Origin of the sequence: Fictibacillus sp. 23RED33 (genome assembly GCF_015903925.1) — a bacterium.
In the GTDB taxonomy this organism is placed as follows: Bacteria; Bacillota; Bacilli; order Bacillales; family Fictibacillaceae; genus Fictibacillus; species Fictibacillus phosphorivorans.
Genome location: NZ_JACZDX010000004.1, coordinates 25,440 through 52,284 on the forward strand (window position 1 = coordinate 25,440; position 26,845 = coordinate 52,284).

At 41.2% G+C, this 26,845-nt stretch carries 24 protein-coding genes; 16 read left to right on the forward strand and 8 right to left on the reverse strand.

The genetic code is table 11. The features are described from left to right. Nucleotides 1–6: 6 nt before the first annotated feature. The 8 genes from ligA (at nt 7) to gatB (ending at nt 9,846) form a co-directional block, all read left to right on the forward strand. The gene (gene ligA / locus IHV09_RS14660; RefSeq protein WP_197264823.1) at nt 7–2,013 is read left to right on the forward strand and encodes an NAD-dependent DNA ligase LigA; all 2,007 of its coding nucleotides are present in this window, start codon (nt 7–9) and stop codon (nt 2,011–2,013) included. 41 nt (nt 2,014–2,054) lie between these two features. Next, nucleotides 2,055–3,266: a CamS family sex pheromone protein gene (locus tag IHV09_RS14665; RefSeq protein ID WP_197132246.1), complete on the forward strand. Its 1,212-nt coding sequence runs from the start codon at nt 2,055–2,057 to the stop codon at nt 3,264–3,266. A gap of 507 nt (nt 3,267–3,773) precedes the next feature. Continuing rightward, the gene (pruA, locus tag IHV09_RS14670) at nt 3,774–5,321 is read left to right on the forward strand and encodes an L-glutamate gamma-semialdehyde dehydrogenase (protein WP_197191946.1); all 1,548 of its coding nucleotides are present in this window, start codon (nt 3,774–3,776) and stop codon (nt 5,319–5,321) included. Nucleotides 5,322–5,575: 254 nt separating this feature from the next. After that, complete coding sequence (locus tag IHV09_RS14675; RefSeq protein ID WP_197191968.1) at nt 5,576–5,920, forward strand: DUF3905 domain-containing protein; 345 nt, start codon at nt 5,576–5,578, stop codon at nt 5,918–5,920. 90 nt (nt 5,921–6,010) lie between these two features. After that, complete coding sequence (locus tag IHV09_RS14680) at nt 6,011–6,265, forward strand: YciI family protein (protein WP_197132252.1); 255 nt, start codon at nt 6,011–6,013, stop codon at nt 6,263–6,265. Nucleotides 6,266–6,639: 374 nt separating this feature from the next. Then, nucleotides 6,640–6,930, forward strand: a complete 291-nt coding sequence (gene gatC, locus IHV09_RS14685) for an Asp-tRNA(Asn)/Glu-tRNA(Gln) amidotransferase subunit GatC (protein ID WP_066390841.1) — start codon at nt 6,640–6,642, stop codon at nt 6,928–6,930. A gap of 15 nt (nt 6,931–6,945) precedes the next feature. Beyond that, nucleotides 6,946–8,403 carry an Asp-tRNA(Asn)/Glu-tRNA(Gln) amidotransferase subunit GatA gene (gene gatA, locus IHV09_RS14690; protein ID WP_197191945.1) on the forward strand — a complete coding sequence of 486 codons (1,458 nt, stop codon included), beginning with the start codon at nt 6,946–6,948 and terminating at the stop codon, nt 8,401–8,403. A 12-nt stretch (nt 8,404–8,415) separates the two neighbouring features. Next, nucleotides 8,416–9,846 (forward strand): Asp-tRNA(Asn)/Glu-tRNA(Gln) amidotransferase subunit GatB, encoded by a 1,431-nt coding sequence (gene gatB, locus IHV09_RS14695; protein WP_197132258.1) that lies wholly within the window; start codon nt 8,416–8,418, stop codon nt 9,844–9,846. Nucleotides 9,847–10,157: 311 nt separating this feature from the next. Here gatB and IHV09_RS14700 read toward each other — a convergent pair whose 3' ends face one another. Beyond that, entirely contained in the window at nt 10,158–10,991 is an 834-nt protein-coding gene (locus IHV09_RS14700; RefSeq protein WP_197264824.1) for a TetR/AcrR family transcriptional regulator, read from the reverse strand. A gap of 93 nt (nt 10,992–11,084) precedes the next feature. Here IHV09_RS14700 and IHV09_RS14705 point away from each other — a divergent pair, with 93 nt between their 5' ends. Then, nucleotides 11,085–14,168 carry an efflux RND transporter permease subunit gene (locus tag IHV09_RS14705; RefSeq protein WP_197264825.1) on the forward strand — a complete coding sequence of 1,028 codons (3,084 nt, stop codon included), beginning with the start codon at nt 11,085–11,087 and terminating at the stop codon, nt 14,166–14,168. A 72-nt stretch (nt 14,169–14,240) separates the two neighbouring features. On the opposite strand, the gene IHV09_RS14710 is transcribed toward IHV09_RS14705, so the two are convergent. Beyond that, the gene (locus IHV09_RS14710) at nt 14,241–15,203 is read right to left on the reverse strand and encodes a hypothetical protein (RefSeq protein WP_197264826.1); all 963 of its coding nucleotides are present in this window, start codon (nt 15,201–15,203) and stop codon (nt 14,241–14,243) included. Nucleotides 15,204–15,305: 102 nt separating this feature from the next. On the opposite strand from IHV09_RS14710, the gene IHV09_RS14715 reads away from it, so the two are divergent. After that, nucleotides 15,306–15,800: a hypothetical protein gene (locus tag IHV09_RS14715; protein ID WP_197264827.1), complete on the forward strand. Its 495-nt coding sequence runs from the start codon at nt 15,306–15,308 to the stop codon at nt 15,798–15,800. Nucleotides 15,801–15,851: 51 nt separating this feature from the next. Here IHV09_RS14715 and IHV09_RS14720 read toward each other — a convergent pair whose 3' ends face one another. From IHV09_RS14720 to IHV09_RS14745, 6 genes are all read right to left on the reverse strand, one after another. After that, complete coding sequence (locus tag IHV09_RS14720; RefSeq protein ID WP_231618340.1) at nt 15,852–16,781, reverse strand: ABC transporter ATP-binding protein; 930 nt, start codon at nt 16,779–16,781, stop codon at nt 15,852–15,854. Then, on the reverse strand, nt 16,774–17,754 hold the full coding sequence (locus IHV09_RS14725) for an ABC transporter ATP-binding protein (RefSeq protein ID WP_197264828.1): 981 nt from the start codon (nt 17,752–17,754) through the stop codon (nt 16,774–16,776). The genes IHV09_RS14720 and IHV09_RS14725 overlap by 8 nt, the downstream gene beginning before the upstream one ends. Nucleotides 17,755–17,768: 14 nt before the next feature. Beyond that, nucleotides 17,769–18,689 (reverse strand): hypothetical protein, encoded by a 921-nt coding sequence (locus tag IHV09_RS14730; RefSeq protein WP_197264829.1) that lies wholly within the window; start codon nt 18,687–18,689, stop codon nt 17,769–17,771. Then, nucleotides 18,686–19,504 (reverse strand): ABC transporter permease subunit, encoded by an 819-nt coding sequence (locus IHV09_RS14735; RefSeq protein WP_197132275.1) that lies wholly within the window; start codon nt 19,502–19,504, stop codon nt 18,686–18,688. The genes IHV09_RS14730 and IHV09_RS14735 overlap by 4 nt, the downstream gene beginning before the upstream one ends. 129 nt (nt 19,505–19,633) lie before the next feature. Then, nucleotides 19,634–20,464: a TIM barrel protein gene (locus IHV09_RS14740; RefSeq protein ID WP_197264830.1), complete on the reverse strand. Its 831-nt coding sequence runs from the start codon at nt 20,462–20,464 to the stop codon at nt 19,634–19,636. Nucleotides 20,465–20,513: 49 nt separating this feature from the next. After that, a complete protein-coding gene (locus IHV09_RS14745; protein WP_197132279.1) occupies nt 20,514–20,726 on the reverse strand; it encodes a hypothetical protein in 213 nt (70 codons plus the stop codon). 367 nt (nt 20,727–21,093) lie between these two features. Between IHV09_RS14745 and IHV09_RS14750 the strand changes: the two genes are divergently transcribed. The 6 genes from IHV09_RS14750 to IHV09_RS14775 all read left to right on the forward strand — a co-directional run bounded on the left by IHV09_RS14750 (nt 21,094) and on the right by IHV09_RS14775 (nt 26,757). Continuing rightward, a complete protein-coding gene (locus IHV09_RS14750; protein ID WP_144704382.1) occupies nt 21,094–21,999 on the forward strand; it encodes a diacylglycerol kinase in 906 nt (301 codons plus the stop codon). A 79-nt stretch (nt 22,000–22,078) separates the two neighbouring features. Further along, nucleotides 22,079–22,543 carry a GNAT family N-acetyltransferase gene (locus IHV09_RS14755; RefSeq protein WP_197191936.1) on the forward strand — a complete coding sequence of 155 codons (465 nt, stop codon included), beginning with the start codon at nt 22,079–22,081 and terminating at the stop codon, nt 22,541–22,543. Nucleotides 22,544–22,687: 144 nt separating this feature from the next. Continuing rightward, nucleotides 22,688–23,092: a DUF1259 domain-containing protein gene (locus IHV09_RS14760; protein WP_197264831.1), complete on the forward strand. Its 405-nt coding sequence runs from the start codon at nt 22,688–22,690 to the stop codon at nt 23,090–23,092. Nucleotides 23,093–23,209: 117 nt separating this feature from the next. After that, nucleotides 23,210–24,586: a 23S rRNA (uracil(1939)-C(5))-methyltransferase RlmD gene (gene rlmD, locus IHV09_RS14765; protein WP_197132688.1), complete on the forward strand. Its 1,377-nt coding sequence runs from the start codon at nt 23,210–23,212 to the stop codon at nt 24,584–24,586. Between the two features lie 535 nt (nt 24,587–25,121). Next, complete coding sequence (locus IHV09_RS14770) at nt 25,122–25,370, forward strand: phosphopantetheine-binding protein (RefSeq protein WP_137791400.1); 249 nt, start codon at nt 25,122–25,124, stop codon at nt 25,368–25,370. Then, the gene (locus IHV09_RS14775) at nt 25,363–26,757 is read left to right on the forward strand and encodes an AMP-binding protein (RefSeq protein ID WP_197264832.1); all 1,395 of its coding nucleotides are present in this window, start codon (nt 25,363–25,365) and stop codon (nt 26,755–26,757) included. Before IHV09_RS14770 ends, IHV09_RS14775 begins: the two co-directional genes overlap by 8 nt. Nucleotides 26,758–26,845 lie beyond the last annotated feature (88 nt).

A 26,845-nucleotide genomic window follows, 5' to 3' on the forward strand; every position in this document is an offset into this window, starting at 1 on the left:
AACGGGTTGAACGAAGAACAAGCGAAGGAACGCATCCTGGAACTCCGGGAAATGCTAGAAAAATATAATTACGAATATCATGTACTAGATAAGCCGTCGGTACCTGATGCTGAATATGATCAGCTTATGAAAGAGCTGATCGAACTTGAAAACAATCATCCAGAACTTCATGACGAGCACTCGCCTACCTCACGTGTAGGCGGTGCTGTTTTGGACTTTTTTGAAAAAGTGGACCATACCGTACCGATGCTGAGTCTCGGCAATGCCTTCAATGATCAAGATCTGCGAGATTTTGACCGCCGTGTTAGAGATGGAGTAGGTTCGAACGTATCGTATGTAGCTGAACTTAAAATCGACGGTCTAGCTGTATCCCTCACGTATCAAGATGGTCGTTTTGTTCGTGGAGCTACACGCGGAGACGGCACAATCGGTGAAGATATAACGAATAATTTAAAAACGATCCGTTCTATTCCATTCAAGTTAAAAGAAGATGTGATGCTTGAAGTTCGAGGAGAGGCATTCATGCCGAAAAAATCCTTCCAAAAGCTGAATGCGCATCGAGAAGAAGAAGGACAAGAGCTTTTTGCGAATCCACGAAATGCTGCAGCGGGTTCTCTACGTCAACTTGATCCAAAGATTGCAGCGAGCCGTAACCTCGATATTTTTGTTTATGGTGTAGGAAAGCTTGAGGGTCATTCAGTTGATTCGCACGACGAAAGCTTAACGTACTTAAACCACTTAGGTTTTAAAACGAACTCGGAGTGGAAGAAATGCGCGAACATCGAAGAAGTGATTGAATATGTGAACAGCTGGCAGGAAAAGCGTCCAGACCTTCCATATGAGATCGATGGGATCGTAATTAAGGTGAACTCTCTGTATCAGCAAGAGGAACTAGGATTTACGGCGAAGAACCCGCGTTGGGCGATTGCCTATAAGTTCCCTGCTGAAGAAGTGGTAACAAAGCTAGAAGGTATCGAGTTGAACGTCGGGCGTACGGGTGTTGTAACACCAACCGCGTTGCTTCAGCCTGTGTTAGTTGCGGGAACGACGGTAAAGCGTGCTTCGTTACATAATGAAGACTTGATTCGTGAAAAAGACATCAAGCTAGGCGACTATGTTGTGGTTAAAAAAGCCGGTGACATCATTCCTGAAGTCGTAAATGTAATCACGGAGCGCCGAACTGGTGATGAGATCGATTTTAATATGCCAACCGAATGCCCAGAGTGCGACAGCAAGCTAGAGCGTTTAGATGGAGAAGTAGCACTGCGCTGTTTGAATCCGCAATGCCCGGCGCAGATTCGAGAAGGATTCATTCACTTTGTATCTCGAAACGCCATGAACATTGATGGACTCGGTGAAAAAGTAGTCGCACAGTTATTTAAAGAAAAATTAATTCAAAACTTTGCCGATTTGTTTAAGCTAGAGCGCGAGAAACTGTTAGAATTAGAGCGTATGGGCGAGAAGTCGGTAGACAACTTGCTTGTTGCGATTGAAAAGTCAAAAGAAAATTCATTAGAGCGACTTTTGTTTGGGCTGGGCATTCGTCACGTTGGAGCGAAAGCGGCGAAGACGATCGCGCAGCGTTTTGAAAATATGGATGGTTTGATGAGTGCTTCTAAAGAAGAGCTTTTAGCTGTTGAAGAGATCGGTGAAAAGATGGCTGACTCTATCCTGCTTTATTTTTCAAAGCCAGAAGTGCACGAACTCGTAGCTGAACTTAAGACCCTAGGCATGAACATGGAATACAAAGGTCCGAAGCTTGTAAAAGTGGAAGATCTTGATACTCCTTTTGCTGGGAAAACAGTCGTGTTAACAGGTAAACTATCTATCTTGACTCGTAATGATGCAAAGGAACAATTGGAACGCTTAGGAGCGAAAGTGACAGGAAGCGTGAGTAAGAATACAGATATGCTGATCGCAGGAGAAGATGCTGGATCTAAGCTTGATAAAGCAAAGACGCTAGGCATTGAGATTTGGGATGAGCAAAAATTGGTGGACGAGCTAAACAAATAAGATTGGCGAGAGCTAACCAACAAACTAGAGGAGTGTCCGTGATGATGAAACGGGTTGGGCTCCTTTTCTTAAGTACTTTACTGCTTTTGACCGGCTGCTGGGGTGGCGATGAGCTGGAAAAAGAAGAAAAGATCGTGCAAGAAAAGGGCAAAAAAGATGAGAAAGCGATTATAACTGGGGAGATTAATACTGGTGAAAAGTACTACCGAAGTATTTTTCCGTTCGAACCAGGTGGTGCTCGTGGTGTAATTCGTTATGGCGTTGATAACCGGCTTGATATCAACGAGTTTGAGATGGGATTAATGCGCATCGCTCAAGACACATTCAGTACAGACAAGTACTTTTTCCAAGAAGGACAATTTCTGAATGAGCCTACGGTTACGAACTGGCTGAAGAGATCAGATGAAGAACCAGGAAAGAGCAAGAGTGAGCTAGACCAAACAGGATTGAATCCTAAGCTAGGTGTAAAAGTTGACGAAGGTGACCCAGGGTTTAAAGATAAGATGCTAGAAGCAAACAAAAACAATCCTAAGTATCTTTCTTATGTTCTTGAACACAATTATCTCGTTCAGAGTGGCGATGGTAAAGTAAAGCTTGGCGGTGTGGTAGTAGGTTTATCCTTTAACTCCACGTACTATTATGACGTTAACCAACAAGGCTTGATCTATCCTGGTGAAGTGAAGCTCCAGCGTGAAAAAGTGAAACAAGAAGCACAGAAAATAGCAGGACAAGTGGCAAGCCGATTGCGCACAGATTCAAAGCTTAAAGATGTGCCGATTGTATTTGCTCTCTATCAAGAAGAAGAACGTGATTCTGTAACGCCTGGAAACTTCTTTGCGTCAGGCGTTGTGAAAAAAGGAAGCAGCTCAGTAAGTTCATGGGAAGACGTAGATGAAGATTATGTGCTGTTCCCTTCAGACTCAGCTTCAAAAAAGAAGCGAAGTGACTACGAAAAGTTTACTTCTTTCAAATCAAAGGTTCAGGAGTATTTCCCTAACTATATCGGGGTAATCGGGAAAGGGTACTATAAAGACGGCAACCTAGAGCGATTGACGCTTGAGATTCCTGTTCAGTTCCGCGGTAAAGCGGAAATCATCTCCTTCACCCAGTTCGTCGCGACGTCCGCACTAGGCGAGCTACCGAACGTGCCGGTAGAAGTATATATCGGGTCAGCGGTTGATCAACCAGAGGCGCTCATCGTGAAGGACGAAACAACACAAGAAGAACCATTCGTGCATATTTATCGTAAATAAGGATTTTAGAAAGCCCACTACCGTTATGGTTAGTGGGCTTTTGTATTTTGTTTCGTTGTATTAATAACTTTAGCTTTTGAAGGTTTTTAAAACTTCAATGACAAGTTGATAGGAGCGCAAGGTGCGAGACTCCTGGGGATCAGCGGGACAGGTGAGACCCCGCCAACGCAAAACGGTAGGGTGGCTCACCGCACGCCCCCCGGAAAGCGAGCAACCTGGAGCGGAAATCTACCACTTCCAAAAGCTTCTTTGTTATTTGGAAAAATATACTTCAAGAAGAACATAGAATTCATAATTATTCGCCCATCTCCTACGAAAATCACATAAACTCATACAAAACCTTATTAATCATTCAACATAAAGAAAAAAGATGCACAAAGTGGGCTTATCCCTTGAAAATAAAGAATTCTGACTATTATCAGTTTGTTTGAACAAACCGCTATGTTCATGTAGAATGAACGTGGGAAACCGAATAATGAAAACGCTTTAATAGGAGGGGAATTTATTATGACACGTGAATACCGTCATGAACCATTTATGGATTTTTCAGTTCCTGCAAACAAGGAAGCTTACGAAGCAGGGTTAAAAGTAATTAACTCAAAGCTTGGTACAGAGTTTCCGCTTGTTATCGGCAGTGAAAAGATCACGACAGACGAAAAGATTGTTTCTATAAATCCAGCTAACAAAGAAGAAGTGATTGGATCTGTTTCCAAAGCGACTCAAGATCATGCTGAGCAAGCGATGCAAGCTGCATTAACAGCTTTCGAATCTTGGAAAAAGTGGGATCCTGAACACCGCGCGAACATTTTGTTCCGTGCAGCAGCGATCATCCGCCGCCGTAAATATGAATTCTCCGCTATGCTTACAAAAGAAGCAGGTAAGCCATGGAAAGAAGCTGACGCTGATACAGCTGAAGCGATCGACTTTTTAGAATACTATGCACGCCAAGCGATCAAGCTTAAAGCTGGACAACCAGTTGTAAGCCGTGACGGCGAAATTAATAAATTTAGCTATATCCCACTTGGAGTAGGTATCGTTATCTCTCCATTCAACTTCCCGTTTGCGATCATGGCAGGTACTGCAGCAGCGGCGTTCGTTACAGGTAACACAGTATTGTTGAAACCAGCGAACTCAACGCCAGTTATCGCAGCAATGTTCGTACAAGTGATGGAAGAAGCAGGACTTCCTGCAGGCGTACTTAACTTCGTTCCTGGTAGCGGTGCAGAAATCGGTGACTACCTAGTAGATCACCCGAAAACTCGCTTCGTATCATTCACAGGTTCTCGTGAAGTAGGTTGCCGTATCTATGAGCGCGCAGCAAAAGTACACCCTGGCCAAATCTGGTTGAAGCGTGTAATCGCTGAAATGGGCGGAAAAGACACAGTTGTTGTTGACCGTGATGCTGATCTTGAATTAGCAGCAAGCTCAATCGTTTACTCTGCGTTCGGATTCTCTGGACAAAAATGTTCTGCTGGATCTCGTGCCGTTATCCACCAAGACGTTTACGACGAAGTTTTAGAAAAAGCAGTAGCGCTTACTAAAACATTAACGATGGGTAGCCCTGAAGAAGTTGGCACTTACATGGGGCCAGTAATCGACCAAGCTTCTTTCAACAAGATCATGAAGTACATTGAAATCGGAAAAGAAGAAGGCCGTCTGATGACTGGTGGAGAAGGCGACGACTCTAAAGGTTACTTCATCCAGCCTACAATCTTTGCTGATGTAGATGAAAAAGCTCGTCTGATGCAAGAAGAGATCTTCGGACCAGTTGTAGCGGTATGTAAAGCACGTGACTTCGATCACATGATGGAAATCGCAAACAACACAGAGTACGGTCTAACAGGTGCGCTTCTTTCTAACAACCGTGAGCACATCGAGCGCGCGCGTGAAGAGTTCCACGTAGGTAACTTCTACATCAACCGTGGATGTACAGGTGCAATCGTTGGATACCAGCCGTTCGGCGGATTCAACATGTCTGGTACTGACTCAAAAGCGGGTGGCCCAGACTACCTAACACTTCACATGCAAGCAAAAACAACTTCAGAAACACTATAATTTTTGAAATTGAGCCCTTTCTCGCCTGAGAAAGGGTTTTTTTGTGGGGATTTTTCATTTATAAGTCTTCAACAAAATTTATAAGTCTTCAACAAAATTTATAAGTCTTGAAAAAAATTTATAAGTCTTCAAATTTTTTTATAAGTCCTCAAAAAAATTTATAAGTCTTCGCACCATCTGCAAACAAAAAAATGGATTGTACACGTCGCTTCAGGAGAAGTTAATCGTATACCGATATGAAAGCAGGTGTGAAGATGTCAAAAGATAAAGAGCAAAAGAAAGTCGATTTGGATGAAACGTTGCCTCATCAAATCAGTTCGCCTGATTTTAAAGGTACAGGTATGAAGATGCAAGCACCGTTTGTAAACGAGCATGGTGTGGTAATTGGAGATAGCCTTTACGACTCGTCCAATTCTCCTCTCAACAACTGGAGTACAGACACAGATCCAGAAGTGATGGCAGGGGATGAGTGGGTGCATCCGACGAACGATATCGGCTGGAACACGAACATGAACCGCGACCTGATCGAAAAGAAAGCACCGCCGAAAGAAGGCATGCTTCGCCATCCAACGAAAGACTCGGGCTACGGTAAAGATTGAAACATCTGGTTTTATTGACCGGATGTTTTTTCTTTTATGCCGAGAGCTGACTATAGTAAGATGAGAGTAATAATGAGGGAGGTAACACACATGGCATATTTTGCAGCAATTTTACATATGGAAAAACCAGAGCTCAATCAAGAGTTCCGTCAGGCTCACCTCGACTACCTAGCAGAGCTTGTTGCACAAGATAAAGTTCATCTAAAAGGACCATTCTTAGACGGAGCAGGCGGTATGGTCATTTATAAAGCTGAGTCATTAGACGAGGCGAAACAATTAGCGGAAGAAGATCCTTACGTAAAAGAAGGAGTACGCCGTTTAGAGCTTCATGAGTGGGGAATCTAAAGCATTTAGTATCAATAACGAAAGAATCTACGAAAAAGTAGATTCTTTTTTCTATTTTGAGAGCTATTTGTGTGGCGTAAGTGATGCATTCAAGTGGAAGCGGTGCGATCCTCAGGTGGTTACACGCGTCAGGACGGTGCTCACAGCACTTTTTCAGGTGGTAACTCAACACTCTCAGGCGGAAACAGCCTATTCACCGGTGAATGCGTAATAAAAATAAAAACACGTACCGTAAAAAAGTGCAATCCCGGACTCAAATCCCACAAAAATAACTCAATTTCGTGAATGTTCCGTCCTCAAGTTGCTTATACAGCAAGCTTTTTGTTATCATCAGAATAATACTTTTCGTATAGAAAGTCTTGGAGGTGGCGAGCTTGTCTCGAATTTCGAAAGATCAAGTGAAGCACGTGGCGCATTTAGCCAGGTTAGCGGTTACGGAGGAAGAAGCCGAATTGCTGACTGAACAATTAGATAAGATTATCGGGTTTGCTGAAGAACTGAACGAACTCGATACAGATAACGTGGAGCCGACTACACACGTTCTGGAGCTGAAGAATATCCTTCGTAAAGACGAAGTGAGAAATTCTGTTTCAGTGGATGAGGCGATGAAAAATGCGCCTTCAGAAAGAGATGGCCAGTTTAAAGTTCCGAACATTTTGGAGTAGGAGGAAAGACCACGTATGTCGATTTTAGATAAAAAGATCTCAGAACTTCATCAGTTATTACATACAAAAGAATTGAGTGTAACTGACATTGTGGATGCGACGTTTGACCGCATTCATCAAGTAGATGATAAAGTAAAGGCGTTTTTAACACTAAATGAAGAATACAGCCGCATTAAGGCTAAACAATTAGATGAAAAGCTTGTTTCAGGTGCTGATAGAGGACTGCTCTTTGGTATGCCGATCGGAATCAAAGATAACATCGTAACAAAAGGGATTCGTACAACGTGTGCGTCTCGCATTTTAGAGAACTTTGAACCGATCTATGATGCAACCGTTGTGGAACGCTTGAATCAAGCGGACACGATCACGATCGGAAAATTGAACATGGATGAATTTGCGATGGGGTCATCAAATGAGAACTCCGGATTTCATCCAACTCACAACCCGTGGGATCTTTCTTGTGTACCAGGAGGTTCATCCGGTGCGTCTGCAGCATCCGTATCAGCGGGAGAAGTTCTTTTCTCACTAGGTTCTGATACAGGTGGCTCGATACGTCAGCCTGCTGCTTTCTGTGGTGTTGTTGGATTGAAGCCAACTTACGGACTCGTATCTCGTTACGGCTTAGTCGCGTTTGCGTCTTCACTGGATCAAATTGGTCCTGTAACGCGTAACGTCGAAGACAATGCATACTTGCTGCAAGCCATTGCAGGGAACGACCCGATGGATTCTACATCTGCAAAAGTGGATATCCCAGATTACCTGGCTTCTTTTACAGGTGATGTTAAAGGATTGAAGATTGCGGTTCCAAAAGAGTATCTCGGTGAAGGTGTAGAGCCTGGCGTAAAAGAGCGCGTGATGGAAGCTCTAAGAATACTTGAAGGACTTGGAGCGACATGGGAAGAAGTATCTCTGCCGCATTCTCGTTATGCACTTGCAACGTACTACTTGCTGTCATCATCTGAAGCTTCTGCTAACCTTTCACGCTTTGATGGCGTTCGTTACGGACTGCGTTCAGATAACAGCGAGAATTTGATCGAGATGTACAAGCAATCTAGAAGCGAAGGCTTTGGTGAGGAAGTAAAACGCCGCATCATGCTTGGGACGTTCGCGTTAAGCTCTGGATACTACGATGCTTATTATAAAAAAGCACAAAAAGTTCGTACGCTGATAAAAGAAGACTTTACGAACATTTTTGAAAAATACGATGTGATCATCGGACCAACAACGCCATCTGCATCGTTTAAATGTGGATCGATGACGAAAGATCCGTTAACGATGTATATGAACGATATTCTAACGATTCCGGTTAACTTAGCTGGTGTGCCTGCGATCTCTGTACCTTGTGGATTCTCAGATGGACTGCCGATCGGACTTCAGATCATCGGTAAGCATTTTGACGAGAGCACGATTTACCGCGTAGCACATGCGTTTGAACAAGCAACAGATCATCACACAGAAAAGCCGAAGCTGTAGGGGGTGCAGAAAATGAGCGAATTTGAAACGATAATTGGATTAGAAGTACACGTTGAATTAAAAACAAACACTAAGATTTTCTGCGGCTGTTCTACAAACTTTGGTGCACCGCCGAACACGAATGTATGTCCGATCTGCTTAGGCCATCCTGGAGTGTTGCCTGTTGTGAACCAGCAAGCTGTAGATTTTTCAATGCGTGCCGCACTTGCTCTTAACTGTGAAATCAATAAAGAAACAAAATTTGACCGCAAAAACTACTTTTATCCAGACAATCCGAAAGCTTATCAAGTGTCACAGTTTGATAAGCCGATCGGTGAACACGGCTGGATTGAGATCGAAGTTGGCGGAAAGAAAAAGAAAATCGGTATTACGCGTATCCATATGGAAGAGGATGCAGGTAAGTTGACTCATACAGCAGACGGATCACTTGTCGATTTAAACCGTCAAGGAACCCCTCTTGTTGAGATCGTCTCTGAGCCAGATATTCGTACGCCTGAAGAAGCTTACGCGTATTTAGAAAAGCTTAAAGCGATCATTCAATACACAGGTGTTTCTGACTGTAAGATGGAAGAAGGTTCGTTGCGCTGTGACGCGAACATCTCGATCCGTCCGGTTGGTCAAGAGAAGTTCGGAACAAAGGCAGAGCTTAAAAACTTAAACTCGTTTGCTTTCGTACAAAAAGGATTAGAGCATGAAGAGAAACGTCAGCGTGAAGTGGTTTCAGCTGGAGGAGAGATTCTTCAAGAGACTCGCCGCTATGACGAAGCGACGAAAACGACAATCCTGATGCGTGTAAAAGAAGGATCTGACGACTATCGTTACTTCCCAGAGCCTGATCTTGTATCCATTTTTATCGATGAAGAATGGATGGATCGTGTGAAAGCGGACATTCCAGAACTTCCGGATGCTCGTCAAAAGCGTTATGTCGGTGACTTCGGATTACCTGAATATGACGCAAAAGTATTAACGATGACAAAAGAGATGGCTGATTTCTTTGAAGCGACAATCACAGCTGGTGCAGATGCGAAGCAAGCATCCAACTGGATTATGGGTGAAGTGAGTGCTTACTTAAACAATGAAAATAAAGAGCTCGATCAAACGGCACTAACAGCGGAAGGTCTTGCTGGCATGATTAAGCTGATTGCAGACGGAACGATCTCTAACAAGATCGCGAAGACGGTCTTCAAAGAGTTGATCGAGAACGGTGGCGACGCAGAGAAAATCGTTAAAGAAAAAGGTCTCGTGCAGATCTCAGACGAAGGAGCGATCCGAGAAATCGTTGTGAAGATCCTTGATGCGAACGAGCAATCTGTTGCGGATTATAAAGACGGAAAAGAAAAAGCAGTCGGATTCCTTGTTGGACAAGTGATGAAAGAAACAAAAGGGAAAGCAAACCCTCCACTTGTGAACAAGCTGATTGTGGAAGAACTTAAAAAGAGATAGATTTTGTATTCAAAAAGGGTAAGGCGACCTAGTCAAATTGAGGTTGCCTTACCCTTTAATAGTTTCTTGGAATGAGTTCTTCAGACGGTGGGTGTATCGGATTACAGTGCAGTTCTAAAACAAATCTACTTTGAATTACTGTATTTCATTCTCAACTTTGACAAGTTGATTGGAGCGTAGGGTGCGAGACTCCTTGGGGATCAGTGGGACAGGTGAGACTCTTAAAAGCGCAGAGCGCTAAGAGGCTCACCGCACACCCCCAGGAAAGCGAGCGTCCCGGAGCGTAGATCAACACTTTCAAAAAGTTTTCTCTATACTTCCAAACAATCCTGAATCAAATAAGCAATCTGCTTACATGCTGGGTGGTTATTCAGGTTTAAGATTAATCCTTTTACGATTGCAGGACTGAGACTCGGTTCAATCATCTGCTCTTTCAGGAGATTCAATGATTCTTTTAACGTTGAATCATCCACTTCCTCTATCTTTTGCTCTACCATCTCTAGCAGCTGTTCTTTTGTTACATGAACATGAAAAGGTTCATTAATCGTGTGGTAAAGCTCTTCTGTGATAAACGTCGTTTCTGAATGTTTGGCGAGTAGTGCTGTTTTTTCCGCAAGTGAGCGACTCAATGTATGAAGATCCAGCGGAACGTTAAAGAACAGAATTAAATGTGAATACGTATGAATAAAGCCTTTTACACAATAGATCAAATCATAACGAGTCTGTGAGATCTCTTCGCTATAAATGCGGTCTAACATGCCTAATATGATGTTATCGATGAGTTTATCATAGTGATGAATCTTTGAGATCAGCTCTTCATTCGGTGTTTTTGATTGTTCTTTTATAAAAATTTTGGCAAAATCAGAATGCTTTTGAAAAGAATGAAACGCAGCTTGATAAAATTCGTATAAAGGATTAGCATCCGTTTCGTGATTTTTGACTACTTGGTCAATATCTGAGATCAAACTCAGCATAAAATGGTCGATCAGACCGTTGATCAGTTCGTCTTTTGATTTAAAAGATAAATAAAATGCACCCTTTGAGATGCCTGCGTGTTCAGTGATTTGTTGGACTGATGTGGCATCAAACCCTTGCTGTGCAAATAGTTCGAGGGCACTCTCCATAATTAGTTGTTTCTTACTCATTGTATCGCTCCTAAGTAATTCATTGACAAATGACCAATCAGTCATTAGTATAAATAATTGAGTTGGATAAGTCAATTAGGGGTTGGTGGATGAATGAAAGGTTTAGTTAATTTTGTCTTAATGAATAAATTAGCTGTATGGCTGCTTACCATTATTATAACAGTCTCAGGTATTTATTCAGGAACACGTATGAATATGGAAACGATTCCGGATGTTTCGATTCCTTACTTGATGGTGATGGACGTTTATCCTGGAGCTACGCCAGAGAAAGTAATGGAAGACGTATCGATGCCGATCGAGAAAGCGGTTGAAGGGCTTGAAGATGTTAAAGCCGTTTATTCAAATTCTTATTCAAACATGTCTAATCTCCAAGTGGAATATGAATACGGGATAGACATGGACGAAGCAAAGCGTGAGCTCCAATCTGCACTAGATGCAGTCGAATTGCCAGAAACAGCTGAGGAACCGACTGTGACAGCAATCAGTATGAATATGATGCCTGTTGCGGCACTTAGTGTAAGTAGTACGAAAGAGGATATCGTTGAATTAACATCAACGGTTGAAGAAATCATCCTTCCTAAGATCGAGAAAATCGATGGTGTGGCATCCGCTAAGATTACGGGTCAGCATATCGAAGAGGTAGATCTTACATATAAAAAAGATAAGTTGAAACAGTTTGATCTAACAGAAGATAAAGTAAAAGAAATGATTCAAGCAAGCAACATGGCTGTTTCATTAGGATTGTATGAGTTTGAAAAAGGTGAAGAAGCAGTTGCCGTTGATGGAAAGTTCATGACTTCAGATGAACTGAAGAACATGATGATCCCGGTAACACCATCTGCAACTAACCCAACACCTTTTGTAAAGCTAAGTGAGATTGCTGATATCAAAACGGTAGGTAAAGTGGAATCTGTCTCTAGAACAAACGGAGATGAAGCGATCGCCATTCAAATCGTAAAAGAGCAGCAAGCCAACACGGTTGATGTTGTAAATGGTGTAAAAGAGCTGATTAAAGAAGAGAAATCTAAAGTAGACGGTCTAGTTATTGATGTGTCACTCGACCAAGGAAAACCAATTGAAGATTCAGTCGCAACCATGATTGAAAAAGCTTTGTTTGGTGGTTTGATCGCGGTACTGATCATTCTGTTATTCCTTCGTGATTTTAAATCAACAATTATCTCAATCATCTCTATTCCGGTTTCCATCTTTATGGCGCTACTTGTGCTCAACTGGATGGATATTACGTTAAACATCATGACACTAGGGGCGATTACGGTTGCGATCGGTCGTGTAATCGATGACTCAATCGTTGTTGTAGAAAATATTTATCGACGTTTGCATTTAAAAGAAGAAAAATTAAACGGACGTGCGTTAATTAGAGAAGCGACAATTGAGATGTTTAAGCCGATCCTTTCTTCCACACTCGTAACGGTTGCGGTGTTCGCTCCGCTTATCTTTGTGGGTGGTATGGTAGGCGAACTGTTCGCGCCGTTCGCGTTAACGATGACATTTGCGCTAGGTGCGTCACTCATTGTTGCAATAACAATCGTTCCAGCGTTGTCACACTTTTTGTTTAAAAAGAAGCTGTATAGCGAAAAGACAGAAAGCAGCCATAAGGAAACTGGTAAATTAGCACAATGGTATAAAGGGATTCTTAATAAATCTCTTAATCATAAAATTATTACTTCTATCTTGGCGATCCTTTTACTTGCAGGAAGTTTAGCTTTAACGCCTATTATCGGTTTCAGCTTCATGGGCAGTGAAGAAGACAAAGTGATGTACTTAACATACACACCAAAAGCAGGTGAGCTTAAAGAAGAAACATTGAAAAACGTTGAAGCTCTAGAAGAGAAGATGCTAAAACGTGATTATATCGATATCGTTCAAATCTCTGTTTCAGATAACGCAGATCCGATGATGGCTATGGCCGGCGGCGGAGAAGGCGGGGCACTCATGTACCTCATCTTTGATCCGGAAATGGAGAACTTCCCAGAAGTGCGGGATGAAATAGAAGACTATGTCGCTGACCTTGGTCAATCAGGAGAATGGAAGAGTCAGAACTTCGCTGCATCAACAGGAGCTGAAAACGAAGTCAGCTATACGTTCTACAGTGAAGATCTGAATAAACTCAATAAAGCGGTGAAGATGGCAGAAGAAGCCATGAACAAGAACGATCAGTTAGAAGATGTTTCGTCAAGCGCAAAGGATGCGTTCGTCGAGCATACGTTTAACGTCGATCAAAATGAGATTCTAAAATACGGACTAACAACAGGTCAGATCGTGATGATGCTGAATCCGATGAAAGCGGATGAAGTCTTAACGACGATTGAAAAAGACGGAGATACACTAGACGTTATCGTTCAGCAGGAGCAAACGAAACAACCTAAGTCCGTAGACGATATTTTAGCAAGACAGGTACCAACAGCTCTAGGCACGACAATGCCGTTATCTGAGCTCGTTACGGTTGAAAAAGGAACAACACTGAATACCCTTGCCCGAAGTAAAGGGGAGTATTATGCTACGGTGTCTGGTAAGGCAATTGGCGATGATATGCCAAAAGCAACTTCGGAAGTTCAAAAAGACATCGATAAACTGGATATGCCAAAAGGAGTTACAGTTGGAGTGGCGGGAGTTCAGGCTGATATGAACGAAACCTTCACACAGCTTGGAGCGGCTATGCTTGCGGCGATCGCGATCGTGTATTTCATACTTGTCGTAACATTCCGTGAAGGTGTCGCACCGTTTGCGATCCTGTTCTCACTACCATTTGCTGTGATTGGTTCGTTTGTAGGTTTATTGATTGCAGGTGAAACCATATCCGTATCGGTTATGATGGGGCTTCTGATGTTGATCGGTATCGTTGTAACGAATGCTATCGTACTCGTAGACCGAATCATTCATATGGAACGTGAAGGAATGAGTATGCGTGATGCGATTTTAGAGGCTGGTGCTACACGACTTCGTCCGATCCTGATGACAGCTATCGCAACAATCGGAGCATTGATTCCGTTAGCAGTTGGCTCAGGCGGCGGCGGGCTGATCTCTAAAGGTCTTGGCGTTACGGTAATCGGCGGATTAGCGAGTTCTACATTATTAACGCTGATCATCGTGCCGATCGTATATGAAGTCCTCTCCAAAATCTTTAAAAAGAATCGTAAAGAAGTAGAAGAGAATTAAGAAGAAAGCCCTGCAAAGTGATATTTAGTCACTTACAGGGCTTTTTATATTTAAAGCAGAATACTTATCGCATCAACTACTTCCGCATCCACTGCCGCAACTGCTTCCACAGCTGCTCCCGCTGTCACTGCTACAGCTGCTATCATGTCCGCCATTGTCGTCACGGTGGTTGCCACACCCACTTCCGCAAGCTGTTGTGTTACCTGAGTAATGGTTAGAAGCGGGACTCAATTTTGCCATGTGCATGTCATAGTCTTCATAATGATGATAAGAATAATAAAGCATTGCACCAGCTAAGATCGGTGCACTATCTATTGAATTCGGTGTTAGCTTTAATCCCTTGTAAGGATCTTTATCATTCGATATTCGGTTTAAGTCTACTTTAATTTTTGTTAGTAAAGCGTGAACCGTTTCTTTATCAGCATTCGGCCTAAAATATCGATTTCCAATTTCTTCTGTTGAAAGTGTTTGGAGCTCATGTAAAAGACCTTGATGTAACGGATTTTGAAAGAAACTACCCCAAGCTATGGGTGTAAAGTCGGTAAAGGAGAAAAGATTCGAATACAAAAGATCAAACCAAGCTCTCCCATGTGGATCGGGTTCTACAATATCATTCGGAGCATGATGAATATGCTCACCGCATAGTTCAGCAGAAAACTTCTCATACTCCTTCGTATACATCAGCATCTCGTGCCAGATGTCATCCACTTTTTTACTGAACATCGGTACATTATTTAAAAGTGAACACATGATAAAGAAGCGTTGAAGCTCATAATATACAACCTCAAAGTAGGCTTCTGTTGCCTTTGGGTGCTCTGAAAGATACCTGCGTTTTATTTTTTCTTTAAACTCACGAGGGAGAGCTTTCTCCATGTTTCTTACACTTTTTTGTAAATGTAGATCTTCGCGAATCCCTAAGTTTGGTGGAAGTTCAGTTTTTTCTGCCACCTTTTGATAATTTGGTTTAGTGGTGAATTTAATAACTAGGGGAGCGATTACGACTATGGCGAAAAATAAAAAAAATAGTTTAAACATCTATGGCGCCTCCTTTTACGTCTCCTACCAAATAGCTATATTCTAGTTCTCTACTTTAATGATAATATAAGATGAATTTATTGTAAAAAAGTGGGTGTTTTTTTGACGGTTTTATTGTTAGCTGGAATCTTGTTTACGTTAATCCTCATAACAAAAAAAAGAGATATTGCCACTGTTGGTATCGTAAGAAACATTACCCATAAATTGAAGAGTCGTTCTTTAAGTACGAACTACTGGCAAGCAGGTATAACATTATTTGTTGCGAACGCTGCATTATTCGCACTAGCTTTTGTAATTCTTTTCTTTCTGCCTTACGGTGCTATGGCGGGGCTATGCCTGTGCATACCGCTAAGTCTTATTACGTGGATGCTATTTTCTGAAGTGTGGAGAGGATCGTGGAAGGATAAAGTGAGGATGGCGTTCATCGGAAGCACGTTTTTTCTCTTTTTCTTAGGGTGGATTTTTTGGTATTATGCAACACTTGAACCCGCTTATCCAGGAGAAGATTTATTCATGGTATGGGTTGGTGTGATCATTGCGTCTATTTTTACTATAGGAACAATGAGCGTGAGTATGTTTGTGATTTTGCGAAAATAATTATTCAGTTTAAAAGAGAGACTGCTTAGAAAGCAGTCTCTTTTCATTTGCTCAATTACGAATGAGGTTTCTATTATTTTCAATCTCAAACTCTTTAATATTGATCATGTTCGCAGATACGTAATGATCGTTACCAACATGAATCAACTGTGGCGGATAGAGCGGTTTATCTGGCAGAATGATAGGTTCTCTGTATGCATTACGACGCTCAGGATCTGCGATCGGAATGGATGATAAAAGAGATTTCGTATAAGGATGGATCGGATTTCGGTACAATTCACCTTTTGGGGCCAATTCGATCAGATGGCCAAGGTACATGACGGCAACTCGATCACTCATATAATGAACAACGCCAAGATCATGTGAGATGAACAAACAGGTTAGATCAAGTTCGGACTGAAGATCTTTTAATAGATTCAACACTTGTGCTTGAACAGATACATCGAGCGCTGATACGGGTTCATCTGCAATAATAAACTTAGGATCTAGCATCAATGCACGAGCGATTCCAATCCGCTGACGCTGCCCACCGGAGAACTCGTGGATCTTTTTTAGATAAGAAGTCTTCGGCAATCCGACTTTTTCTAATAGATTGTAAGCTTTCTTCGTACGCTCTTCTTTACTTAACATCCTCTGAATAACAAGCGGTTCTTCTAAAATTTCCCCGACCGTTAGACGAGGGCTGAGTGATTCATAAGGATTTTGAAAGATCATCTGAAATTCTTTACGGTATGGCCGCAACTTTTTTTCGGGCATATGTGTGATGTCCAGACCATCAAACGTAATGTTTCCGTGCTCGGGTTCATACAATCGCATGATCGTTCGGCCAAGGGTCGTCTTACCAGATCCAGACTCCCCAACAATACCTAATGTTTCGCCTTTAAAAATATCGAGAGTTATTCCATCGATTGCTTTATGGATTCCTGTCTTCGTCATAAAATACTTAGAAAGGTTTTGGATGGTTATCAAGTGTTTATCCAACGATCGTCACCTCGCTCTCATCAAATAGACGAACATAATGCCCAGGTTCCACTTCGATAAGAGAAGACGGAGCATGATAGACTTTGCTTTCCATGGAATAAGTCTCTGGTGCGAATTTTCTTCCCTTATATCCTGCTTCTTCAAACGAATAATCGTAAACGCTCTTTAAACGCTCGCTGTCGCTCTCCAAACTTGGAATGCAGCCGATCAATCCTTTTGTATAAGGGTGGATGGGATTATTAAAGATCGTAAACACATCTCCTGATTCTACGATTCTTCCTCCAAACATGACATACACCCAGTCAGCATATTCTGCCACTACACCAAAATCATGTGTGATCATTAAAACAGAAGCGTCTTCACGTATTTTATAATCAGCGATCAAATCCAATACCTGCCTTTGAATCGTTACGTCTAACGCGGTCGTTGGTTCATCCGCAATTATCAGTTTAGGTCTACAGGATATGGCCATTGCAATTAAGATACGTTGTTTCATGCCACCTGACAGCTGAGAAGGATATTGATCAAAAATATGTGCAGGATTATGAAAACCTACTTGTTCGAGAAGGGAGAGCGCCACGGTTCTAAGCTCTGATTTTGCTATCTGTTTATGATATTTCAAGCCTTCTGTGATCTGAATACCCACTTTCATAGCAGGATTCAGTGAGGCGATCGCGTCCTGAAAGATCATGGAGATCTCGTTGCCTCTTATTTTTTGCATCTCTTTTTCTGTCATCTGCAAAATCTCTTGATCGTCAAAACGGATCGAGCCTGACTCTGCTCGACCATTGGCTGGTAGAAGTTTTAACACTGAAAGAGAAGTGATACTTTTTCCAGAACCTGATTCGCCGATAAGAGCGGCAGTCTGTCCTTTACTGACGGAGAGACTTAAATCAGTAACCGCATTAAATACGTTCTTTCCACTGCCGAAAGCTATGTTTAGATTGTTTATTTCTAAAAGTCTGTTAGACATGTTTCACACCTCACTTATGATTTGTTGGATTCGAGGCTGTTCTGTATACCTTGTATCATGAGATTGATCGAGAAAATCGTAAAAGCAAAGAATGATAGTGGCACTAAAATAATCCAAGGAGCTGTTAAGAGCTTCTGATATGATTGGCCGATGATACCAGCCCATTCGCCGCTTAATGATATGGTAGCTGGCGTTAAGTTAAAGATATCACCCATCATCACAGTTTTTGATCCACCGATAAAAACAGCAAGAACACCTAAGTGTGCTAACAAAATTAATGTTTGAATGGCTTGCTGAGCAAATAAAAGCAGGAGTTTTGAGCTCAGTTCAGGCAGGACATGCTTGTAATAGACATATGGCTTTTTCGATCCTAATGAAAAGGTGCTAACAATATAGTCTTTTGCTAGGATAGAGCGTATCTCTTCAGAAAACGTTGATACTAGAGGCGGTACACCAATCCCAACGAGAATCAAGCACTGCACGATAATCAGAGTCATCATGCCCATCGGCTCAGTGGCATCTTTTACAAAGAGCGGAACCATGAACATATAAGCTAAGATAGCAGTTGGAATATAGAGTGTAGCTTGTACGATATCGTCAAAGAACGTACTCTTCGATTTTCTATGAAACAAGGAAAAGAAAAGGGCAAAGAAAATTCTAAGAAAAGCGATGACTAAAGTGATTAGGATTGTATACTTTGCACCTTCTAAAACAAGATACAATAAGTGCTTTCCGTTCATATCCGTTCCAAAAGGAGGCATGTCTTTCGGTGAGAAAGGAGCAACACCAACGATGACTTCATTCTCGTCATATAGGAACTTAGATTCCTTTTGAACATCCATGAGAGATGGATAAATAAAGCTTAATAAAATTAAACTCACGATAAATAGAAATCCGATTAAGAATTGCGGCTGTTTAAGCAATCGAACGATCATGCTGCATCCTCCTTTTGAACGTTTAAGCCTCCGCGGTATGATTCCATGACCTCGAACAGAAAAGAGAAAGGAATCGCGATAAACAAGACCGTTATGATAAATGAAACACCTTGCGTGTTCAGCATGATGGTCATGATTCCGTTCAAGTTAAAGACGTATTCTAGAATGAATAAGTTCGAAAGCATGAAAACAAAGATGGTCTTGGAATATTGAAAGAGACTCGTCATAATATTACGGAACACATGATTGAGCGTGATGTAGAGGTTTCCGAGTCCCATCGCTCGTGCTACGGTTATGTATGGTTTGTTTTGCTCTTCTTTCATTAGTAGAAAGGTAATCTTAAAGAGTTGAATCGTTGGCAGGACAGAGAGTGTTAGAATCGGAAAAAAGTAGATGCGGTTGTCGTAGACGCCGGAAACGTTCGCTATTAATAATCCAGTCTTCTTAAAGATATATACTGCTGAAACTTGTAGCGCGATAACGATAAAAAGATCGGGTAATGATTCTAATAGTGTTAAAAATCCATAGACAGCGCGTTTTAATGGTCTTGGCAGCAGTGTCGCTAAGAACGTCAGCAATAACGCTACTAGGAGACCTAGGAGTAGTGCTGTAAAGAAAATCGTCATCGAGTAAAAAAACTTATCAAAAATATCCGGAAATAGACTATATTTTCGATTCTCGATGGTGTACTCCCAAAGCTTCATGCTTTGAAGTGGTGCGATGCCAAAGAAGATTGAAGGAAGAAAACTGATGATCAAAACGCCGATTAAGATCGACCGAAGCCTCTTCAGATAACTTGTAAATGAAAAGTTCATTTATTACACCTCTTTTTGTAGCTGTAGTTGACAGAATAATCTGTATGTAATAATTGTAAACGAATTGACATGTCTTTTGAATAGCGTTATGTATTAAATTTCCAACAAAAAAATACTGAATGGAAATCATCAGTATTTTTCCAGTAAAACCTCTTTTGCCAACCAGTCGATTCCTTCTTGAATAAATATTTCAGAGGGATTTGAGTGCGGTGTATGTTCGAGTATCCAAATAAGATCGGGGTAACTTGATAAAACGTGGAGAATTTCCTTAAGGGAATAATGTTGTCCGTCATCTTCATGTGATGGATGGATAGGAACCCATATGTATTTGTCATCCATATATTCAATGTTGTGTAGATGGACAACTTTAATGTGATCTTTCCACTTCTGAATCATGTTTAGAGCTTTTTCATCTGCAGCTAATAGGTAATCGCCAATATCGATGCACAGCTTCAGTCCGTATTTTTCCCATACTGTGATAGGAAAAGCATTTAGGTACTGTATTCCTTTCGGCGATTTATCCAATCCAAGCTTTGGTTCGCAGATGATCGGCAAGTTGTATGTTTGCTGTAGTTCAGATAATCGTTTCAGACCCTGCTCAATTAACGTATCGGGATTACGGGCGCAGCCTTGAAAATAAGGGAAATGAACAAGGATATACTGAGCGCCTATTTCAACGAGACGCTGAATTTCCTTTTCGAACAAGGTCCATGCTTGTTCAGGTGTATATTGAAACTTCTCTAATAAATCATATTTACTTCCGTTTCTATAGATGGGAGAGTGGATGCCAAAGGTTTTGTTGCTATTTTTTAGAAGTGATAGAAACCTTTGAAAGGCATCTTCATTTTCGAATTCTCCAATTTCAATATGTGTGATCTGCTCATGAACTCGAAACAGATCGTTGAATTTTGTTTCATCAGACATGATGGTACTGCCAGAAATGCCGATTGTATGTGTCATCTTAACCTCCTAGATAATATAAAAAAGACAGGAAATGAGATCCTGTCTTTTAAAATCCTCCACCACCGCTACCACCCGAGTGGTGATTATGTTGGGATGCGTTCCAGGCTGCTGCATTATTGATCTTGTTTTGATCACTAACATGCTCTTCAAGCTCGTATTTGTAGTTATACCTTCTGTACTTTAGCCTTGTTCTCCAGTTGACGATTGCGGCTAGTAAAGTCACCGCGGCGATAGGTCCTAAAATGTATAGCCAAAACATAGAAGCACCTCCTTAAATTGTGTTGTTACTCGTTACCGTATGTTGTTATTCCTTATATATGCGAATCAAGAAAGAGATGAAGCTTGTCCAGGCCCTAAGCTGCTTTAATTGTATAATTCTACAAAAAATGTAAGAAATCCTTTAAGGGGTCTGTCCCGGGGTCTGACCCCGGGACAGACCCCCTACAATTTAGACGCAATTTTAACACATACTGGGAGATAACTGCTTTGCAATTTAAGACAGGTATCACTATAATATAAGAGGAATCGACAGAAGCAGTCCGGCAGTGGGCTGTTTTTTGCAGTTATACAACAAACAAATTTAGGTTAAAACTTTTAAAAGAAGTCAAACAATGAAGGTGAAAGATATGAAACGAGCTCGACTAATATATAATCCAAGTTCGGGAAGAGAAACGGTAAAAAAACAGCTTCCTTATATTCTAGACAGACTTGAAAATGCAGGTTATGAAACGTCATGTCATGCAACAACACCCGAAGAAGGTTGCGCGACTCGCGCTGCACGTGCAGCAGGGGAAAGAGGTTTCGACCTCGTTATCGCAGCTGGTGGAGACGGAACGATCTATGAAGTGGTCAATGGATTAGCAGGACTTGAAGATCGCCCCATGCTAGGAATCATTCCAGCGGGAACTACGAATGACTTTGCACGTGCAGTAGGCGTGCCGCGCACGATTGAAGGAGCTTGTGACGTTCTATGCGGTGGTGTACATATGCCTGTTGATATCGGTAAAGTAAACGACAGGTTCTTCATCAACATCGCAGGTGGCGGTCGTATAACAGAGCTAACGTATGAAGTGCCAAGCAAGCTGAAGACGATGATCGGACAGCTGGCTTATTTCTTAAAAGGAATCGAGATGTTGCCGTCGATTCGTCCTACATTTGTTGAGATCGAATTCGATGATAAAGAAAAATATGAAGGCGAGATCATGCTCTTCTTAGTAGCTAACACAAATTCAGTTGGAGGCTTTGAGAAACTTGCTCCATCATCAGAATTCCATGACGGTCTTTTTGATGTAATCATCTTAAAGAAAACGAATCTTGCAGAATTTGTACGTATTGCATCTCTTGCGATCCGTGGGGAACACATTCATGATGATCATGTGATCTACAAGAAGGCGAAGCGTGTAAAAGTAACGCCTCGTGAAAAGATGCAGATCAACCTAGATGGAGAGCTAGGAGGCATCCTTCCAGGTGAGTTTGAAAATCTACACCATCATTTTGAATTGCTTGTACCAAAAGAGCGACTTAAACCTTAAACCAACCATGTCAAAGAACACTGAAGCAAAATCTGCTGAGTGTTCTTTTTTATTAAAAAATGAGTAACGGGAGATGTTTATGACTTACCTATTTCAGGTTATGACTCAAGAACAAGCTGAGGAGATTGCGTTTCAATGGCACTATGATGGAGAGTATTCATTCTATAATATGGAGTCAGATAGAGATGATTTAGCAGAATTTATTAACCAAGAAAAGAGAGGGGAATCTGTGTATTCAGTCCTTAATAATAATGAACTAATTGGTTTTTTTAGCGTGAATAAAGCAGATGAACGGATATATGATATTGGTTTAGGAATGAGACCAGACTTAACGGGTAAAGGTATAGGCTTCAAATTTCTGAAATCAGGAATAGAGTTTGTGAAAAGTGAATACAAACCAAAAAAAATAACATTATCTGTAGCGACATTTAATCAAAGAGCGATAAACGTTTATGGAAAAATGGGTTTTAAAGAAATTAAGACTTTTATGCAAGCTACAAACGGTAGTGAATTTGAGTTTATCAAAATGGAGTACGGATGCTAATTTAATGATACAGCTGTCCATAAAAGACATCTATTTAATCATAAAAAGACCTGTCATAGCTTTGTAAGTTGAAAAGTAAAATAGATTTCAGGGGGCATAACGCTCTATTTCATATTCCTTTTCTTCCAAAGGAGTTTTTAGAAGATGGATAGCAACCAGAATCTGTGCGAGCAGTTTGCCAAAATATTAAATGGTCGTTCACAAAATCACCAAGGTGTTTGTTCGGTCTCCCTGCACCGAACGTTTTCAGCTACTGTGCAAGGAAAATCAAGTAAAGCGGTACTTCCAGTAGGGATATCGTTTGAGTCTTTGGATCAAAGCGGAAATGCTTTGAACCTATTAGAAATTGCTGTTCTACAGGAAGAAATACCACGTTTTATGTATGCCGTTGTTCAGCAGGGGCTCATTGTAAGTGCGCTTCATAATCACTGGCTATACGTTAATCCGCAGATTATGTACATGCATGTTCAATCCGTCGAACCGCCTTTAAATTTTGCTCAAAAGGTAAGCCGTTCTTTTTCTTATTTATCAAGTTACCCTTCTTCTTAAAAAATTCTTACGTCTGGGCCACATATAGGTGGTCCGATTTTTTATGTAAGCATTTGGTGTCCACTAACAGTTATGCTACAATCAGAAAAGCATAAGAGACAAAAAGGGACGATGACAATGACAAAGGCTGATTTGCCTGTTCATAAAAATGAAAGTTATGAAGTAGATATAGTGGATTTAACCCATGAGGGAGCAGGAGTTGCTCGTGTAAATGGGTTTACTTTGTTTGTGCCGAATACATTGCCTGGCGAGCGTGCGAAGATCAAGGTTGTAGGTGTGAAAAAAGGATTCGGTTTTGGTCGTTTAGAAGAGCTGATCGAAGAGAGCCCTGAACGTGTTGAACCACCTTGTCCGATCTATAAATGGTGTGGAGGGTGTCAGCTTCAGCATCTATCCTATGAAGGACAGTTGGAATACAAACGCAAGTTAGTAGAAGACGTTCTAGCGAGAATCGGAAAGTTAGAAGACGTTCCCGTTCTCTCAACACTTGGCATGGGAGAAGAACCTTGGCGTTATCGCAATAAAGCGCAAGTGCCAGTTGGTGAACGCAACGGCCGCATCATCACAGGTTTCTACCAAAAGCGTAGCCATGAGATCGTAGAGATGGATAGCTGTATTATCACGGGAGATACGAACGACGACGCGGTACAAGCTGTGAAAGAAATCGTGAATCAGTATAACATCAGTGCCTATAATGAAGAAAAACATAAAGGTATTCTTCGTCATATCATTGCGCGATACGGGAAAACGACAGGTGATTTAATGATCGTACTCGTAACGAACGGTCAAGACCTGCCGCAGCGTAAGAAGATAGTAGAAGATATCCGAAAAGCACTACCTGAGATTAAATCAATCGTTCAAAATGTGAACTCAAAACGTACGAACGTGATTTTTGGTGAAGAAACACGCGTGCTTTGGGGTGCTGAATATATTTACGATTTTATCGGCGACATCAAGTTTGCCATCTCAGCGCGTTCGTTTTATCAGATCAATCCAGACCAGACGAAAGTGCTTTATGATCAAGCGTTACAATATGCGGAACTGAATGGTGATGAGACGGTCATCGATGCGTATTGCGGAATTGGGACAATATCACTGTTCCTCGCACAAAAAGCGAAAAAAGTGTACGGCGTAGAAATCGTACCAGAAGCGATTGAGGACGCGCGCCGCAATGCGGAGTTAAACAATCTCCATAACGCTGAGTTTGCTGTTGGTAAATCAGAAGATGTGATTCCCGAGTGGAAAAAACAAGGCATCACGCCAGATGTGATCGTCGTGGATCCACCACGAAAAGGCTGTGACGAGGAATTATTAAAAACCATCATTGAAATGAAACCGAAGCGTGTTGTGTATGTGAGCTGTAACCCAGCTACACTAGCACGTGATTTGCGCGTACTTGAAGATGGTGGATTTAAAACGCAGAAAGTCCAGCCGGTCGATATGTTTCCTCAGACGACGCATGTTGAAGCTGTTGCGTTGCTTGAGCTTAACTAATTAAAAAATAAAAATGGCTATCTATTCCTTTTATACTTACTGTTCGAATTGTAAGGATGCCGTAGAGATAAAGACAATGACTTTGGCATTGTTTTGAAGGGAACGTATCAGCAGTGTGGGCAAGATGTGACCAGATTGTAAATGAATGAAAATGAGTATTAATAATTACAGGAAGTGAGCCTTCAAGAGGGCTCACTTCTTTTTTTATTTTGACTGTGAAGATGACTTTGCAGACTGCTCACGAAATGTGTGTCACAGTTAGGGCTGAAGTAGATGGTGCATTCCTAATTTTAACAGTTTGCAAGTGTTATTGTTTTTCAAAAGTCGATATGCTAGAATCATGCTTGGGAATGATAATTATTATCAATAAGAAACGCAATAATAGTTTGTACATGTTGTATAGTTCTTTTTAATAATTACTAACAATCCCGTAGTTTGTAGTAACTTTGACAGAAAAATTTTAATCTCCGAAGTTTCTGGAGATTTGGTTAGGTATATAGAACTTGTTTGGTCTTCAAATGAAAGGGTGTAAATGATGAGGAACATCGAAAAATATAGAAATGCCTTTATTAATGTGTTGGAACTAGAGGAAGATGAAGTAGTTGAGAATTTAGTCTTAGCAGAATCAGCAGAATGGGATTCAATCGCACATATGGCGCTCATTTGTGAGATTGAGGATGCATTTGATGTCTCATTAGATTCAGAATGGATGACGGAATTCAATTCTTACCAGTCTGGAATTGAGCTATTGGAACGTTCGGGAGTGAACATTATTAATGAATAACTTCAAAAAAATGGAGCAGTTTGGGAACCGCACAGCTGTATCTGCAGACCGAGAATATTCATACTCAGAAATGGTAGAAATATCGGATGCCATCTGCGGTAATGTGGGTGAAAGAACGCTCGTTTTTTGTTTGTGCTCAAATAATAAAGAGTCTTTATTTGGTTACGTGGGCTTTATTAGAGGTGGCGTTGTCCCCGTTCTTTTGGATGCATCCATCCATATAGATCGGTTACGAAGACTGGTTCATCTTTATAAGCCTGCATACATCTGGGCAAGTAGTAATAATCAAGATCTCTCAAAGACAATGGATTCTTCCTTTGTATATGGAGATTACACATTATATAAATGTCCTACCCATTTTCAACATAATCTTCATGAACATCTTGCTTTACTCTTAACAACCTCTGGAAGTACGGGGAGCCCCAAATTTGTTCGTTTAAGCTATGAAAATATTTTTGAAAACGCTGTATCAATAGCAAAGTACCTTGATATCCATGAAAACGAAAAACCGATCACTACACTACCAATGAATTACTCCTACGGGCTTTCAATTATTAACAGCCATTTCGTATGTGGAGCCACCGTCGTTGTAACGGGGGCTTCTATAATGAGTAAGGATTTTTGGAATTTATGTAAGGAACAGCAAGTCACAACTTTTGGTGGAGTTCCTTTTGTGTATGAGATGCTTGACAGGATGAAGTTTGAAGAGCTTAGTCTGCCAAGTTTAAAAAAACTAACTCAAGCAGGTGGCAAATTGAACGAAACGCTATCTCGCAAATTTGCTAATGTGTGTAATCAGAAAGGGATTCAGTTTTTTACCATGTATGGTCAAACGGAGGCGACAGCCCGGATGACCTATCTACCCTATGAGAAAAATCTTGAAAAAGCAGGGAGTATCGGTATTGCTATTCCAGGTGGAGAGCTATTCATTCAAGATGACAAGGGAAATGAAATTACAACACCTTATTTGACAGGTGAATTGATATACAAAGGGCCTAATGTTTCCTTAGGGTATGCTGAGTCGTTATTCGATCTTTCTAAAAAAGATGAGAATAAAGGTGTTTTGCGTACAGGAGATATGGCTTACTTTGATGAGGATGGGTATTTCTTCATATCAGGACGCATTAAAAGAATGATAAAAGTGTATGGAAACCGCATCAGTCTTGATGATGTAGAATTGTTTTTACATGAGCATGGCCACGATTGTATCTGTGCTGGAAGTGATGACCAAATGTATATCTACACATTAAGAGATGATTATGTTCAGATAAAAAAAATAGTCAAGGAAAAATTAAACTTGAAGGGCTTTAAGATTATGAGAATTGAGGAAATCCCACGGAATCACTTTGGAAAAATCCTCTATTCAAACCTCCCTAAACTTGGCTAATTTATAGTTGGTGATCTTTATGACCGACCACCATCTGTTCAACGTGTTGCAATGCCATTTATGCATATTTTCTAGTTCGTTTTATCAG